Below are 16791 nucleotides of genomic sequence, written 5' to 3'. Positions count from 1 at the left end.
CAGAGCTTCTCAGAGCGTGATTTTCGTACCAGATGCGACCCATGAAAAAGGAGGAGTCAACCCACTATGCCAATTAAAATTCCCGACACATTACCAGCCAAAGAAGTACTTGAAAGCGAGAATATTTTCGTCATGGACGAATCATCCGCGTACAAGCAGGATATTCGCCCGCTCCGTATCGCCATACTGAATCTGATGCCTACGAAGGAAACGACGGAAACGCAATTGCTTCGTCTGGTGGGTAACACACCGATTCAAGTGGATGTTGTGCTGGTGCACCCCAAGTCTCACACATCGAAGAACACATCTCAAGAATACCTGGATCTGTTTTATAAAACATTTGATGAGATCCAGCACCGCCGTTTTGACGGAATGATCATTACCGGTGCACCGGTAGAGCAAATGGATTTTGAAGACGTGAATTATTGGGAAGAGATTCAGGAAATCTTTGAATGGACCAAAACAAATGTAACTTCGACGATGCACATATGTTGGGCTTCTCAGGCAGGTCTATACCACCATTTTGATGTACCCAAAGTTCCGCTGGATGAAAAGTGTTTTGGCGTATTCCCACATACGATCAACAAACCTCATGTTCCGTTGCTCCGTGGATTTGATGAAGTCTTCAACGTTCCACACTCCCGTCACACCGAGATAAGACGCGAGGATATTGAGAAAAACGATAAACTCGAAATTTTGGCTGAGTCCGAAGAAGCAGGAGTATTCCTGGTTGCGACCAAGGACGGGAAGCAAATTTTTGCCACAGGACATGCCGAGTATGATCCGTTTTCATTGAAATGGGAATATGACCGTGATGTTGCCAAGGGATTGGATATCGCACTGCCGAAGTATTACTATCCAAAGGACGATCCTTCTCGGGTACCTCCAGCTACATGGCGTGCTCATGCTAACTTATTATTCTCTAACTGGCTCAATTACTATGTGTATCAGGAAACCCCTTACGATATTGGCCCACAAATCTAATCAAGATTACAGGAGGATGCAGTAATGGAAGATAACAAGTTGAAAATTGAAAGCCGTTTAGCTCAAATTGGGTCCATTAATGAACCCGTAACAGGTGCAGTTAACTTTCCGATCTATCAATCCACTGCGTTTCGTCACCCGAAGCTGGGACAGAGCACGGGGTTTGATTACATCCGTACAACAAACCCAACGCGCAAAGTGTTAGAGGAAGCAGCAGCCGCTCTGGAGTCTGGTGATGCAGGTTTTGCCTGTAGCTCGGGGATGGCAGCACTGCAAACGATCTTTGCGATGTTCAGCCAAGGAGATCATTTGATTGTTTCTCTTGACCTGTATGGCGGTACGTATCGCCTGTTGGAACGCATTTTGTCCCGGTTCGGTGTAACCGCAAGTTATGTAGATACGAACGATCTGGAAGTATTGGAGAATATCCGTCAGCCGAATACGAAGGCCGTATTCATCGAGACGCCAACTAACCCACTCATGATGATTACGGACATTCAGGCTGTTGCTTCCTGGGCCAAAACGCACAACCTCCTGACCATTGTAGATAATACACTACTGACTCCATTCTTCCAGCGTCCGATTGAACTTGGCGCCGATATTATTATCCATAGTGCGACTAAATATTTGGGTGGACACAATGATGTGCTCGCCGGATTAATCATCACCAAAGGCGAAGCCTTGTCTGCAGAGATGGCGTTTCTTCATAACTCTATTGGAGCCGTGTTATCACCAAGTGATTCATATCAACTGATGAAAGGCATGAAAACACTTGCTCTTCGCATGGAGCGCCATGAATATAACGCACTCACCATCGCGAAATTTCTGCTGGAGCATCCGGCTGTTGCCGAGGTATTCCACCCCGGTTTGTCCGATCACCCCGGATATGAGATTCAGCGGAAGCAGTCTTCCGGCAATACAGGCATTTTTTCGTTCAAAGTGAAGGATGCACGTTATGTGGAGCCATTGCTGCGTCATATCCAATTAATTGCGTTTGCAGAAAGCCTCGGTGGCGTAGAATCACTCATGACGTATCCTGCAGTGCAAACCCATGCGGATATTCCGCTTGAAATTCGTGACGCAGTAGGAGTGGATGATCGTCTGCTTCGGTTCTCGGTAGGCATTGAACATGCGGAAGATCTGATCGCGGATCTGAATGCTGCATTGCTGGCAGCACAGCAGGAAGTTGAAGGAGGGGTAATCTCATGAGTGAATCAAGCAACCATAAGCCGAGTACGTCGGAGCTGAAGTTTGATACCAAGCTGCTTCATTTTGGAGATGAAATTGATAAAACAACAGGTGCCTCCAGTGTACCGATCTATCAGGCTTCTACGTTCCATCACTTTGATATCTTTAATCCGCCGCAACATGATTACAGCCGTTCAGGTAACCCAACCCGTCAGGCTTTGGAAGATTATATTGCGTTGCTTGAAGGAGGGGTGCGGGGATTTGCATACTCGTCAGGAATGTCTGCAATCTCCAGTGTGTTCATGATGTTCTCCGCAGGCGATCATATCATCGTAACGGAAGATGTATACGGCGGCACATATCGCCTGCTCACAACGATACTAAGCCGGATGCAGATTGAGACTACTTTTGTTGACATGACGGACATTGAACAAGTCAAAGCAGCAATCAAGCCTAACACCAAGGCCGTATACATGGAGACACCTTCCAATCCGACCTTGAAGATTACGGATATTGCGGCGGTAACGTCATGGTCGAAAGAGCATAATCTGATTACCATTTTGGATAACACGTTCATGACACCGTACTATCAACGTCCCATTGAGCTTGGCGTAGATATCGTTGTACATAGTGCTACGAAATTTCTCGGTGGTCACAGTGATGTGCTGGCTGGTCTGGCTGTTGCACGAACAGATGAACTAGGCAGACAACTGAAACAGCTGCAAAACGGACTCGGTACCGTTCTCGGAGCTCAGGAGTCCTGGCTTCTGATGCGCGGGATGAAGACCCTCGGTGCACGTATGGCTCATAGTGAACAGAGCACTGCCAAGCTGGCCGCATGGCTCAAAGGTCGTCAAGATATAACAGCTGTGTATTACCCTGGACTTGAGGATCATCCGGGCCGTGAAGCGCATGAGCGTCAGTCAACTGGTTACGGAGCGGTAGTATCATTTGACGTCGGTTCAGGTGATCGTGCAAAAGCTGTCCTGAATCAGGTGAAACTGCCCATTGTCGCTGTAAGTCTGGGAGCAGTCGAGAGCATTCTTTCGTACCCAACGATGATGTCTCATGCGGCTATGCCTGCAGAAGTTCGACATGAGCGTGGAATTACCGATGGTTTGCTGCGTTTCTCTGTAGGGCTTGAGGATATTGATGATCTGATTGCTGATCTTGAGCAAGCGTTGCATGCCACACTATAAGTTGAACTATTAAATATGTCCACGGTTACTCTGATCTAGCTACATCTGAAACGTATTTCATATGTCAAAATTTTAACTCATTTTTTAAGCACCTTTTCGTAAGGTGCTTTTTTTCACATGTAACCTGTGTTACGATATGTGGAGTACAGAAATGCGATGTTACAGCCACGACTTGCTTTTTGCTAACAAGCCGGGAGGGATCGTCGTATTATTTTCTCTTTACGAGGGAGGCTTTTTTACGATGAGTACGGTAGACCGTATCTTAGATAAAGCCCTTCGGGGCGAACGTTTAGACTTGGAAGACACGATTCAGTTATTTGAGTCTGACGAAGTAGACAAAATCGGGGCAGCTGCCAATGTGATCATGAAACGTATGCACCCTGAACCATACAGAACATTTGTTATTGGGCGTAACGTCAATTACACGAATGTGTGCGACGTATACTGCCGTTTTTGTGCTTTTTACCGCAGACCTGGTTCTGAGGAAGGCTATGTGCTGCCGGATGAAGTGATTTTCCAGAAAATCAAGGAAACCGAAGATGTCAACGGAACCGAGATTCTGATGCAAGGCGGAACGAATCCAAATCTGCCTTTCAGCTATTATACGGACTTGTTGAAAGCGATCAAGGAACGTTTCCCAAATATTACGATGCACTCCTTCTCACCAGCTGAGATTATGAAAATGGTTGAAGTATCCGATGGACTTACGCTCGAAGAGGTGGTACGTGCCATTCATGAGGCTGGACTGGACTCCTTGCCAGGCGGCGGAGCCGAGATTCTCGATGACCGTACACGCCGCAAAATCAGCCGTCTGAAAGGTTCATGGCGCGACTGGATGGATGTAATGCAGACTGCTCACCGAATCGGTATGAATACAACCGCTACAATGGTTATTGGTCTGGGTGAATCCATGGAAGAGCGCGCGCTGCATCTGATGCGTGTACGTGAAGCGCAGGATGAGTGTATTGCGAATAAGTATGATTCTGAAGGCTTCCTCGCTTTTATTCCGTGGACATTCCAGCCGGACAATACAAACCTTAAGCTGGAGCGTCAAACACCAGAGGAATACCTTAAAACGGTAGCGATCAGCCGTCTAGTTCTAGATAACATTAAGAATATCCAATCTTCCTGGGTTACAATGGGACCTGAGATCGGTAAGAAATCGCTCGAATTCGGCTGTAATGACTTCGGCAGCACGATGATTGAAGAGAATGTTGTATCCTCGGCCGGCGCGACGTACAAAGTGAACATTGAATCCATTCTTCGTCTGATTCGGGAGTCAGGTTATATTCCGGCACAGCGCAACACGCGTTATGAAATTTTGCGCATGTTTGATGAAGAGAGCATGGTACCTAAAGATTTCGTAATGCAGAACTAATATCTACATTCATAGCAATAGGTTTTTTAATTTGTGTAACATCATATGAATTGAATATGAGCTCGTTCCGTGTAAAAGGGCCAAAGCAGTTAAACTTGCTTTGGCCCTTTTCGCTACGCGTACCTGATTTAGGTGCGGTTCTCCTTTTCTGGTGTCTACCGAAGTTAACGTGGTTGGTATCCTTTTACCAGGAATCGAGATCATTAAACAGTACATATTACGCATTTGAAGATATGTTATATAGATTTTTAACTGATACAATGGAGGGACAGTTGTGTAGTCAAACCTGCTGGGAGGAACGAAACGATGAAAACAAGAAAACTGGGAAAAACAGCATTAGACGTACCTGTATTAAGCTTCGGCGCATCATCACTGGGCTCTGTATTTCGTGATATTGACCGGGATGAAGGTATTCGCACCGTTCATGCAGCGATGGATGCAGGCATGAATTATATAGACGTGTCGCCGTACTACGGTTTAACCAAGGCGGAGACGGTACTCGGTGAAGCAATCCGTAGTTTGCCGCGTAGCTCTTATACGTTATCGACCAAAGCTGGACGGTATGGTGAAAACGAGTTTGATTTTTCTCGGAAGCGTATTTTGGATAGTGTACAAGAAAGTCTGGCAAGGTTGCATACGGACTATCTTGATATTTTATTTTTGCATGATATCGAGTTTGTGGCTCCTGAGATTATCATTGAAGAAGCATTTCCAACATTGTTAGATCTGAAAGAGCGGGGCGTGATTCGTTACGCTGGAATCTGCGGTTTGCCGTTGCCTTTATTCGAAAAAATGTTGCCTCAGCTTGATGCGGATGCCATTATCTCCTATTGTCATTATGCTCTGAATGATACGTCATTGTTATCGCTCCTGCCGTTACTCAATGAAAAAGGGGTTGGACTTGTAAACGCTTCCCCACTCTCAATGGGATTGCTTAGTACGCGTGGAACACCGGCTTGGCATCCAGCGGGTGAACGGGTAAAAGAACTTTGTTTGAAAGCTGCCCGGTTCTGCGAGGAACAAGGCAGTAATATCGCCAAGGTGGCAGTACAATTTTCCACGGCAAATGAACAAATCCCAACAACGCTCGTAAGTAGTGCAAGTCAGCAAAACATTGTCAACAACGCGGCCTGGGTTGAAGAGCCTATAGATGAGCAGCTTCTAGAAGAGGTGCTACGTATTCTGGCTCCATTAAATAATGAAACTTGGCCGAGTGGTCGTGCTGAATATAACGTCTAGATGAGTACAACGTCGAATGGATCTGAGGGGGAACAGTGATGAGAGCTATCGTATGTGAAGAGATTGATCGTTTGGTGCTGAAGGAATTGCCACAGCCCGTAAGAGCAGAGGGAGAAGCGCTAGTCGCTATTCAGCGAATTGGTATCTGTGGTACAGATTTGCATGCGTACAAAGGCAATCAGCCGTTTTTTACGTATCCTCGTATACTTGGTCATGAACTTGCAGGTGTCATCGAAGAGATTGGCCCGAATGATGCAGGGTTACAGCCCGGGGATCAGGTAAGCATCATTCCGTATCTGCATTGCGGACATTGTATTGCTTGTCGTTCAGGCAAAACAAACTGTTGTGCTTCCATGCAAGTGATGGGCGTACATGTAGACGGTGGGATGAGAGAACGGATTACAGTGCCTGTCTCCCATCTGCTGAAAGCAGAGGGGTTAACATTAGATGAGACAGCTATGGTTGAACCGCTTAGTATTGGGGCTCATGCTGTGCGCAGAGCAGCACTTCAACCAGGAGAGCGTGTCGTTGTTATTGGAGCTGGACCTATTGGGCTGGGAGTAATGGCCTTTGCCAAACAAGCAGGTGCATATGTCATTGCAGTGGATCGAAATCTGGACAGGCTGGAATTGAGCCGAAGCTGGGCCGGAGTGGATGAGATCGTGCAGGCGGATGAAAAGGCTCTGCAGCGAGTATCCGAGATTACTGGCGGTGATTATGCGACAGCTGTATTTGATGCGACAGGTAACGTACATTCGATGAATGGGGCCATACCTTATGTTGCTCACGGTGGACAGTTAATTTTTGTTGGGCTGGTGAAAGCCGATATTACGTTCCATGACCCGGAATTCCACAAACGTGAGATGAGCATGTTGGGTAGCCGGAATGCAACACGTGAGGATTTTGAACAAGTATTATCGACGTTGCGTGACAGAAAATTAACGATGGATGGGTACATCACACATCGAGCGCCATTTGATGAGTTGCCAACTGCAATGGACACTTGGCTGTTACCCGAAACACAAGTGGTTAAAGCCATTGTAGAATTATAATTTTCACAGTTTGAAGGGTTTTGTACGAAGAAACGCCCTCTTCCCGGTTGATGAGCAATGGAGAACGATCCATCGGTTCATGGGAAGAGAGCGTTTTTTTATATCACATTTAAATAAATACTTTTATTTCTCTGGATTCGAGATAATACCTGCGTGAGGGTCAATGTGCCGAACGATGGTTTTTAGCCAGATCATTTCCAGAAAATGGACTTCGTAATAAAGTGTTCCTGGAATCTGTTTGATCCAGGTCTCCGTGCCAGCGATCGGGGAAGACTCGGGTGTTACATCGAGCCTTCCTGGTTCCCTGCGCAGGCGGTTTCGTACAGCTTTTTCAACTTGAGCACTTTGTGTGGTCAGGATGCATATTTTGCGTTTGGGGGAGAATCCCCGGAATGCAAGGTACACCATTTCATAGGCAATCAGATAAGCGATGATAGAATACATGGCCTGATCCCAGCCAAAAACAACACCAGCAGCTGTCAGTATGATCAAGTTAAGCAGCATGATTATTTTTTCGATAAGCATCCGTTTCCCGCTAAACACACGTTCAGGCGGCCGAGAGGACGGATCACCGATTTCCAGCGTATCCAGTGTCCCACCATACCGAACAACCAGCCCGATTCCGAGCCCCAGGCATAACCCGCCAAACATGGCGGCAGCCAGGGGATGCTCGACGAGCGGCGGCATGGGATGTAGTACAATGGCACCGATCGAAAAGACAACCAAACCCAGAACAGTCACGAGTACAAACTTTTTCTTCACGATCCTGTAGGATAGAAATATAAACGGAACATTGAATAAAAATAGGAACAAGCCAATTCGAAGCTCTGTCCAGTGTGCAAACAGGGAAGAGATCCCGGTTATGCCGCCAATAATAATTTTATTGGGGTGTAGAAACAACTCAAGTCCCACGGAGGCCAGTATTCCGCCAATGATCACCAGAAACAGATTCAACCAGCGGCGGGAAGGCGATATGCTACTTTTAGCAGTGCGTGGCACCGGATTAGCCGATATCAGAGGTGTTTTCACATGTCCATCCTCCTTCAGTGCGGCTTCGAGCCATTCTCCCTGGGTTCTTCACAGAAAGGTCGGCATGCAGCCGCTCAGTAGCTTAATACAAACATAGATCTGCTCTGCACAGACATGTTACTTAGCCTTCTTTCTGCAGAACTTTAGGTTCTTCTTTTTTCTTGCGAGGATCTTTGAACTTGAATATTTTATCCAAAATACGGAATACGTGTTTGGACTCTTTAGTTAACAACGGCCCAAGAATAGCGAGAATCAATACATACAGCGCGGCAAAGGGTTGAAGCAATGGTAACAGTCCACCGGCTTTACCCATATTGGCCATAATAATGGAGAACTCACCACGAGACACAATGGTTAATCCGATATTAGCAGATGCTTTTGGTGAAAGCCCTGCACTGCGTCCAGCCAGCATACCTGCGAGGAAGTTACCAAACAGTGTAATCACTACAGCAATCAAAGCGAGCCAAACGGCTTCACCGCCAAGGGACAACGGATCAATAGATAGTCCGAAGCTGAAGAAAAAGATAGCTCCAAAGAAATCACGGAACGGCAGAATCAGATGTTCAATCCGTTTGGCATGTTCCGTTTCCGCAAGCACAAGACCGACGAGCAAAGCACCAATGGCTTCAGCGACATGGATTGTTTCGGAGAAACCAGCGACAAGGAACAATGCCCCGAAAACAACAAGTGAGAATAATTCGTTGGAACGAATCTTGAGCAATTTATTCAGTAAAGGTGTGGCTTTACGTCCAAGAATGATGACTATAAGCATGAAGCCGAGAGCAATCAGTGCGGACATGATTACGCCTCCGATGGAGGATGAATCACTCAGTACGAGTCCAGACAAGATGGAAATATATACAGCGAGGAATACGTCCTCAAACATAATAATACCCAGAATCATCTCGGTCTCGGGATTGGCTGTTCGTTTCAAATCAACGAGCACCTTGGCTACAATAGCACTAGACGAGATAGTTGTTATACCTGCAATGATGAGTGCCTCAGCTGCCGGGAAACCGGAGGCAAAACCGAATACTAATCCGAGTGTGAAGTTAATCCCGATATAGATCGAGCCGCCAACAACGATGGAGCGACCCGATTTGACTAAACGACCTACAGAGAACTCCAGTCCCAGATAGAACAAAAGGAACAAAATACCGATCCGACCCATAAAGTCGATGAACGGCTGGCTTTCAATAAATCGGAAGTCCAGATGCCAGATTTGCATGGCATGTGGTCCCACGGCCATCCCGATCAAAATATAGAACGGAACAACCGAAAATCTCAGTTTTGCGGATAAAAGGCCGGCTGCCGCAATGAGCACCAGTGCCAGACCCACTTCAAAAATCAAATGATCCATCGAGTTACCCCCTTCCCGTCAGGAGGAGGGACTTGAAAAGCTTCTGCTGGTTGCGTTCGCCAACGGCGACTACCGTAGATTCTGCGCTAATCACAACCTCCGGACCTGGGCTGATATGTTTTTTATGATTTTTCTCCACAACGGCAATGACCGTTGCACCAGAGTTTTGACGTACATTCAATTCACCAATGGATTTGCCAATGCATCCAAATGACGCTTCGATTTTGTACCATTCGATAATCAGATCGTCAAAGGTGACTTCAATATTTTCAAGTTGTTTCGGTTTGTACGTTAATCCGCCAACGATGGCGGCAATCTGTCTTGCCTCATTATCGTCAAGTGTGATCATAGAGATGCTTTGATCCGGGTCATCATATTCAAAATGATACATTTCACGGCGTCCATCATCGTGAATAATAATGACGATTTTATCACCGCTGCTCGTTTCAATTTGAAATTTTTTGCCGATTCCCGGCAAATCTGTTTCGCGTACATCCATGGATAGTATGCCTCCTTAGTAATTGAGGCTGGCCATAGAAGGAAGGCTTTTCTTCCCGTATCAGTTCATCTGCTGCTCAGGTGGAACATCAAATGGTGCGGGGAAACAGAGCCAGTAATTCCTGACACAGCCGAATATATGATGTGAAATCAAGATTTGTTTGTAAAATAAAAGTCAACAAATAAAACGACCACAAATAAAAGTTCCAAACCAGGTGTTTCAAAACTAACGTTTACATCATGGGTTATAAGTTATGCATGAGAACACCGTCTATAGCGAAGAGGTGGCTCCATGCGCTGGCAACCTGACGAATACGGCAAACGGGCTCTTAACGAGCTCAGGCGTATCTCGGTGCCATTGGGGAGAGGGATAAATACATACTGGTGTATTTAATTGGCAGCAGAAATAATCTGCGTTTGAACAGACAATACCACGGTTTAAAAGACAGACCTGCTGTAGGAATTCGCAGCACGATTAACAATGCGAGGACAAGAAATACAGGCTTGGTTTGCTTCACTGCAGCCAGCTTAGACATCACTTGCGTATTTTTGCGAATGACAGGTTTCTGCTGAGACTCGGGTATTTGAGACAGTACTTCAAGCCCTTCTTTATTCGAAGTGGCATCGACGGACACACCAACGGCAGATTCTGTCTGCATTGGAACCGGGAAGCAAAGCGCCTGAAAGACGCATAAAATGATGATAATCATGTGATGGAGCAGTCTAGGATGTTGTCTCATTTTCGGCTTCCCCCCTTCCGTGAAGATACTGTTATAAAAATAATAACACATTTTTGCGTGATCTCCAAACCATTCATTCATAGTTCACGAAACCTTCCATTATTCTTTTTTACCAAAATACTTTGGCTCGCGTTTTATGCTGAGAAATCATGACACCCTTTCCATCAAACCGCTTCGTATATCCCTTTGGGCCTTGCCATATACTTTGAAGAGAAAGGAAAGGAGTGATTCTTATGGAACTGTTTGCAGTATGGACCGATGTGTCTGGGCAAGAGGAGGCAGCTCTTTTTCAACAATGCATTAAGGAAAAAATCAAAGGTTTACATATAAGTAAAAGAGGATTCCGGCTCACCTTCAAACATAAGGATGGCAGAGCAGTCTGGACGTGCAGAGGCAATGAGAATCACGAAGATTTCCAGCAGTGGCTGCCACGCATCAGCGATTTGCTTTCCCTGGGTATCGCGGATTATATAATGGAAACGCAGGAACGGAGCATGGTTGAGAATATTATTGCCAAATCATGCTCGGTCATGGATGAACACGAAGTCGAGAAGGTTCACCGCATCTGCATGCCGCTGCTCGTGAATAGTGACTTGGATCAACCGGGTTTGCGGGAGCGCCGCCGTGCAACATTAGCGAGAGGTTTGAGGCAGGATTTGGAGGACATCCATTTTTTCCATCTGGAGGGCATCCTGAATTTCCGTATACGTGCCTATAAGCAGGAATTGCAGGAGCTCGTGGAATATGCACTCGATGAGTTCTGGATGGACCGTCAATATGAAGAGTTCATGGGGCTGTTAAAGTATTTTGTGTTTTTTCAGGAGGCTAAAGTTCCTTTAATCCATCTGATCCACAAAGGCAAACATGAATTTCAGGTGCTTGATGCGGGACTTAATCTGTTGCCTGTGCAGAAAGATGAACAAGTGGTTGTGGAGATGCCTGGGCTGGAACTGGAGATGGATATTGAAGACATGATCGTGAGTACACTTATTTCCATATCACCGGAAAAAGTCGTGTTGCACACCAGCACACCCGAGTTACCCATCATCTCAACGATATGCCAGATATTCGAAGATAAGGTGCAGATATGCCATCAATGTCCCGAATGCGAAGTGCTTCGTTCTGGATTGCTGACAAGTCTTGACGCAGGCGATCTGGGCAATTATAATAACTGTTGATACAAAAGCGTTGACAAAGACAAGAGCCACACGTTTGATCGGTGCAGAGAGAGGAACCTGGGCTGAAATTTCCTCCGGATATCACGTATGGTTTACCCCTTTGGAGCTGCAATTTTGAAAATAAAACCGGTTAATCAACCATTTTTAAGAATGGCGGTTTTGTGAGTAAGGATTTGCCGGGTCATGCCCGTTACCGACATGCCAATGAGGGCTGTTTTCCTGCAAACAGGAACAACCAGCTGAATTAGGGTGGAACCACGAGTTATAACACTCGTCCCTTGACCGGGACGGGTGTTTTTTGCGTTATTTTTCGTTGATCCGAGGGCTAACTGGAAACACGCAATAGATGACCAGTCCATTGCAAGACAAAGTAAATGGATGTTTATTTTACAGGAGGAATGAGACAAATGGCAGTAAACATTAAACTACCGGATGGTTCCGTACGTGAGTACGCAGACGGAAGCAGTATTGAGGATGTAGCCGCTTCGATTAGCAGCGGACTTCGCAAAAATGCCGCAGCTGGCAAACTGGATGGCATCGTGGTGGATCTATCCACTCCAATTCATGAAGGGGCTTTGGTGGAGATCGTAACGCTGGATTCTCCTGAAGGTCTCGAAGTCATGCGTCACAGTACAGCTCACTTGCTGGCTCAGGCGGTAAAACGTCTGTACGGTAACAAGGAAGTTCATCTGGGCGTAGGGCCAGTCATTGAGGATGGCTTCTACTATGACATGGATCTGGAACATCCGCTTAACCCGGAAGATTTACAAAAGATTGAAAAAGAAATGGAACGCATCGTCAATGAAAATCTGCCTATCGTGCGCAAAGAAGTTAGCCGTGCGGAAGCTATCAACATTTTTAATGAAGTCGGCGACCCATACAAACTGGAGTTAATCAATGCTTTACCGGAAGATAGCGTAATTACGATCTATGAGCAAGGCGAATTTTTCGACTTGTGCCGTGGGCCACACGTTCCATCTACAAGCAAAATTAAAGTGTTCAAGCTGATGAACGTAGCGGGTGCATACTGGCGCGGGGACAGCAAGAACAAAATGTTGCAACGTGTATACGGTACTGCTTTTGTAAAAAAAGCACAGTTGGATGAGCACTTGCACTTCCTTGAAGAAGCGCGCAAGCGTGACCACCGTAAACTCGGTAAAGAACTGGAAATGTTCACATTCTCGCAACTTGTGGGTCAAGGTCTGCCGATCTGGTTGCCTAACGGTGCGAAGTTGCGTCGTACACTGGAGCGTTACATCGTTGATCTGGAAGAAAGCCTGGGTTACCAGCACGTTTACACTCCTGTATTGGGGAACGTAGAGCTGTATAAAACTTCAGGTCACTGGGAGCACTACCAGGAAGACATGTTCCCGAAAATGGTTATGGATAACGAGGAACTGGTTCTTCGTCCGATGAACTGTCCTCACCATATGATGGTATACAAATCCAATATGCACAGCTACCGTGATCTTCCGATCCGTATTGCCGAACTCGGTATGATGCATCGTTATGAAATGTCAGGCGCATTGACAGGTCTACACCGTGTACGTGCGATGACACTGAATGACTCTCACATCTTTGCACGTCCGGATCAGATCAAAGAAGAGTTTGCTCGTGTTATCGAATTGATCCAAACGGTATATAAAGACTTTGGCATTCACGAATATCGTTTCCGTCTGTCCTACCGTGATCCGCAAGACACCGAGAAATATTTCCAGAACGATGAGATGTGGGAAATGTCCCAACGCATGCTGCGTGAAGTTGTGGAAGAACTCGATCTTCCGTTCTATGAAGCTGAAGGCGAAGCAGCATTCTACGGTCCGAAGCTGGATGTACAGATCAAAACTGCACTGGGCAAAGAAGAAACGCTCTCTACTGTTCAACTGGACTTCTTGCTCCCTGAGCGCTTTGAGCTTGAATATGTTGGTGATGATGGACAGAAGCATCGTCCGGTTGTTATCCACCGGGGCGTAATTAGTACAATGGAGCGCTTCACTGCATTTTTGCTGGAGAACTTTGCAGGTGCGTTCCCGCTTTGGTTGTCTCCGGTACAAGCCAAAGTCATTCCGGTATCCGGAAATTACGACGAGTATGCGCGTGAAGTAGAAGCGAAGCTGAAACGTGCAGGAATCGCGGCAGAAGCAGATCTTCGCAATGAGAAACTGGGTTACAAAATCCGTGAAGCACAGCTGGAGAAAATGCCTTACATGTTCGTTGTGGGGGAGAATGAGAAAAATGCTGCATCCGTATCCGTACGTAAACGCGGAGAGGGCGATCTGGGCATGAAGCTGGTGGATGAGATTGTCGCTCAGTTGAAAGAAGAAATTGCTTCAAGACAAGTCTAATCCCAAATAAATTAGACTCTGTCACAACGAAATAAATCTAAAGAAACCGTCTGAGAACATGGCTGAATCCATCGTTTTCAGACGGTTTTTTGCGCTTGTTTTTATAACTATAGTCTGAGAAAAGGTATAGGATCGATTCTTTTTGGTAACCCTTTGCAAGTGAGGGGGAGGTTATACCATGAAAAAGCATTTTTTAAAATTCAATGAAAACCACAAGTTCATCATCATGTGTTGCTTCATATTTGCCGGGATTTTGATGAGTTTCAATGAGGCCAAGGCCTATATATTTGAAGAGGAAAGCACGGACATGCATGTTCAGGAAATGAACAATAATGACAAGCACGATGTGATTCGTGACTTAAAAGCCGAGCGTACAGTCGGGGCAAAACAACACGAACCTTTATACACGGACGAAACTCAATTGACCACACTCGTATACATGGCTTTTATGTGGTCTCCACAGCCGATGGTACTGCCAAAACCTGAATTACCAGCCAAACGAGTGGTTGATCCCGCTATGCCAGTGCTGGCTCCGCGTTCAGAACAAATTTTGGAAACCCAAAAGGTGACGGCAACAGGATATACAGCTGGAGTCGAATCCACGGGTAAAACGCCAAAACATCCGCAATACGGTATTACGTATTCCGGGGTAAAAGTTCGTCGGGACAAAGAAACCGTATCTACCATTGCAGCAGATCCGAAGTTATTTCCGATGGGTTCCATATTGTATATACCTGGTTACGGTTACGGTATCGTTGCTGATACAGGTTCGGCTATTAAAGGCAACAAGATCGATCTGTATTTTCCGACGACCAAGCAAGTGTACAAAGAATGGGGTAAAAAGGATGTTGAAGTACAGGTCATCAAGCAGGGGGCGGGGAAATGTACCGAGCAGATGCTGGCGGAGTTGTCCAAAGCGATTGATGTCTATAAAACTGTACCGGATTCCTGGCTCGACAAAGCCATCTGAGGATGGAATGTTATGCCTGAATAACAAAAAGGCTCTCTTCACATAATATTGACTGGGGACGAACCCCGCACTGCAACAAGCAGTGTAAATATGAAGAGAGAGGTGATTCGTTGTGGCAAAGAAATCCCAAGGTTATCAAACGCCAAACGAGAAGTATGATGCTGAGTTTGGTCAGGAGAATGGAAGCGCTGCGTCCAAAGTGAAGCAATCAGCTCAAAACAAAGTACAAGATAATTTCCAAACACCTGATGAAAAATATAATGCCGAGTTCGGTGTAGAAAACACAGGTCAAACTGGCCGTGCAGGAAAAATGAAAAAGTAATTTCCAAGATTAAAGCATTACGCCATGTAAGATGAATAAAGAATCAATGGTGATAACTACACCCCGGAGCGATTGCTCCGGGGTGTTTTCATTTTCATGTTCCCTATGGTTATGTTCTCTTTTCTAAATAAATAAAATTTACATAATTCTCCTCAAGCCTCAGTCTCGAGACTGAGACAATTTCCACCTGTCGGCGCTGTTAACCTCAGCATGTCTAAGGTACACTGGATATAGAATAAAGACAAAGGAGACATGTGTGATGAAACGATCTACATTAGACCGTTGGTGGGTGGGCGTACCCCTTATCGCTATAGGTGCACTGATCTTGCTCAGACAATTGGGATATGACATTGATATAGGATATATATTCAGAACATACTGGCCGGTGTTTTTGATCTGGTGGGGAGTGAAAGGTTTGACGGAAATTCGCCGTAACGGGGGATATGCTGTTATCGGGCCCGTGGTTGTGCTTTCCATAGGTGGATTCTTCCTTGCACGTAACTTGGGCGTGATTGGTTACTCCCTAGGAGAATTTATTCGTTATCTCGTTCCAATTCTGCTGATCGGCGGAGGGTTATATGTATTAATTGGACCAGGTCATCGGGATCGGAAACCTCACGGAAATGAAAGCAAAACACCGCCTCCACCGCCTGAGAAGCCATATAAGCCGTTGTCCCCTCAAGATTTGGAGATGCCCTCTTCATTCGATGAAGAGTTCGAGAAGACATTTGGCAAACCAAAGCAAGAGCAACCCTCGAGTAAGCATCAATCCTTTCAATCCGAAGAGGGACCGAATCTGAAAAAAGACAGTGAAAAGTTCGGACAGTCTCATCAGAAGTACCATTCACATTCGGATGATCAGAAATTTGGAGGCTTCGGCCACGCTAATTCTCATAACTATAAGTATGGATATGAAGAAGGCTATGGCAAAACATTTAATAAATCCACTTTCATTGGTGACTTTCATATGGGCAAAGAAGTGTTTACGCTGAAACCAATGAACATCTCTTCATTTATTGGTGACACCGTTATTGATTTGACCAAGGCGCAGATTCCGTATGGTGAAACCAAAATTGTCATTTCGCATTTTATTGGTGATGTTAAGATTTTTGTCCCAGAAGACATGGATCTGGGCATTTCATTGACATCCAGCTCTTTTCTGGGAGATATGAAGCTTCTGGGTACGAAACGTGGAGGGTTTATAGGAAATGCGCAGGAGGAAACTCCGCATTATCATGAAGCCGGCAAGAAACTCCGAATTATTGTCAGTGTTTTTATTGGCGATGTCAAAGTAAACAAGGTGGATTAA

Annotated in this window: 15 protein-coding genes; 11 read left to right on the top strand and 4 right to left on the bottom strand. The window is 45.8% G+C overall.

From position 1 onward, the window contains the following. The first annotated feature begins 66 nt into the window (after positions 1-66). The 6 genes from metA to EC604_RS15590 all read left to right on the top strand — a co-directional run bounded on the left by metA (position 67) and on the right by EC604_RS15590 (position 7040). Positions 67-984, top strand: coding sequence for a homoserine O-acetyltransferase MetA (gene metA / locus EC604_RS15615; protein ID WP_123065050.1), 918 nt, complete (start codon positions 67-69; stop codon positions 982-984). A gap of 24 nt (positions 985-1008) precedes the next feature. After that, entirely contained in the window at positions 1009-2193 is a 1185-nt protein-coding gene (locus tag EC604_RS15610; protein ID WP_123065049.1) for a PLP-dependent transferase, read from the top strand. After that, positions 2190-3371 carry a trans-sulfuration enzyme family protein gene (locus EC604_RS15605; protein ID WP_123065048.1) on the top strand — a complete coding sequence of 394 codons (1182 nt, stop codon included), beginning with the start codon at positions 2190-2192 and terminating at the stop codon, positions 3369-3371. Before EC604_RS15610 ends, EC604_RS15605 begins: the two co-directional genes overlap by 4 nt. 241 nt (positions 3372-3612) lie before the next feature. Further along, positions 3613-4749, top strand: a complete 1137-nt coding sequence (gene mqnC, locus EC604_RS15600; RefSeq protein WP_123065047.1) for a cyclic dehypoxanthinyl futalosine synthase — start codon at positions 3613-3615, stop codon at positions 4747-4749. Positions 4750-5055: 306 nt separating this feature from the next. Next, positions 5056-5988, top strand: a complete 933-nt coding sequence (locus EC604_RS15595) for an aldo/keto reductase (RefSeq protein ID WP_123065046.1) — start codon at positions 5056-5058, stop codon at positions 5986-5988. Between the two features lie 38 nt (positions 5989-6026). Next, positions 6027-7040 carry a zinc-binding alcohol dehydrogenase family protein gene (locus EC604_RS15590; protein WP_123065045.1) on the top strand — a complete coding sequence of 338 codons (1014 nt, stop codon included), beginning with the start codon at positions 6027-6029 and terminating at the stop codon, positions 7038-7040. 123 nt (positions 7041-7163) lie between these two features. Here EC604_RS15590 and EC604_RS15585 read toward each other — a convergent pair whose 3' ends face one another. The 4 genes from EC604_RS15585 to EC604_RS15570 all read right to left on the bottom strand — a co-directional run bounded on the left by EC604_RS15585 (position 7164) and on the right by EC604_RS15570 (position 10667). Further along, complete coding sequence (locus EC604_RS15585) at positions 7164-8069, bottom strand: YitT family protein (protein ID WP_161556953.1); 906 nt, start codon at positions 8067-8069, stop codon at positions 7164-7166. Between the two features lie 121 nt (positions 8070-8190). Beyond that, positions 8191-9429: a cation:proton antiporter gene (locus EC604_RS15580; RefSeq protein ID WP_123065043.1), complete on the bottom strand. Its 1239-nt coding sequence runs from the start codon at positions 9427-9429 to the stop codon at positions 8191-8193. A gap of 4 nt (positions 9430-9433) precedes the next feature. Further along, a complete protein-coding gene (locus EC604_RS15575; RefSeq protein ID WP_090919862.1) occupies positions 9434-9928 on the bottom strand; it encodes a cation:proton antiporter regulatory subunit in 495 nt (164 codons plus the stop codon). Positions 9929-10265: 337 nt separating this feature from the next. Further along, positions 10266-10667 (bottom strand): hypothetical protein, encoded by a 402-nt coding sequence (locus EC604_RS15570; protein WP_151458082.1) that lies wholly within the window; start codon positions 10665-10667, stop codon positions 10266-10268. 233 nt (positions 10668-10900) lie between these two features. On the opposite strand from EC604_RS15570, the gene EC604_RS15565 reads away from it, so the two are divergent. The 5 genes from EC604_RS15565 to liaF all read left to right on the top strand — a co-directional run bounded on the left by EC604_RS15565 (position 10901) and on the right by liaF (position 16791). After that, a complete protein-coding gene (locus EC604_RS15565) occupies positions 10901-11845 on the top strand; it encodes a putative sporulation protein YtxC (protein WP_123065041.1) in 945 nt (314 codons plus the stop codon). A gap of 407 nt (positions 11846-12252) precedes the next feature. Continuing rightward, entirely contained in the window at positions 12253-14190 is a 1938-nt protein-coding gene (gene thrS / locus EC604_RS15560; protein ID WP_123065040.1) for a threonine--tRNA ligase, read from the top strand. Positions 14191-14656: 466 nt separating this feature from the next. After that, on the top strand, positions 14657-15160 hold the full coding sequence (locus EC604_RS31045; RefSeq protein WP_429351332.1) for a 3D domain-containing protein: 504 nt from the start codon (positions 14657-14659) through the stop codon (positions 15158-15160). Between the two features lie 112 nt (positions 15161-15272). After that, positions 15273-15482: a hypothetical protein gene (locus tag EC604_RS15550; protein ID WP_090919874.1), complete on the top strand. Its 210-nt coding sequence runs from the start codon at positions 15273-15275 to the stop codon at positions 15480-15482. Positions 15483-15741: 259 nt separating this feature from the next. Beyond that, the gene (gene liaF / locus EC604_RS15545) at positions 15742-16791 is read left to right on the top strand and encodes a cell wall-active antibiotics response protein LiaF (protein WP_123065039.1); all 1050 of its coding nucleotides are present in this window, start codon (positions 15742-15744) and stop codon (positions 16789-16791) included.

It is taken from the genome of Paenibacillus amylolyticus, assembly GCF_003719335.1.
GTDB classification, from domain to species: domain Bacteria; phylum Bacillota; class Bacilli; order Paenibacillales; family Paenibacillaceae; genus Paenibacillus; species Paenibacillus amylolyticus_D.
This window is presented reverse-complemented; position numbering and strand designations above follow the sequence as displayed.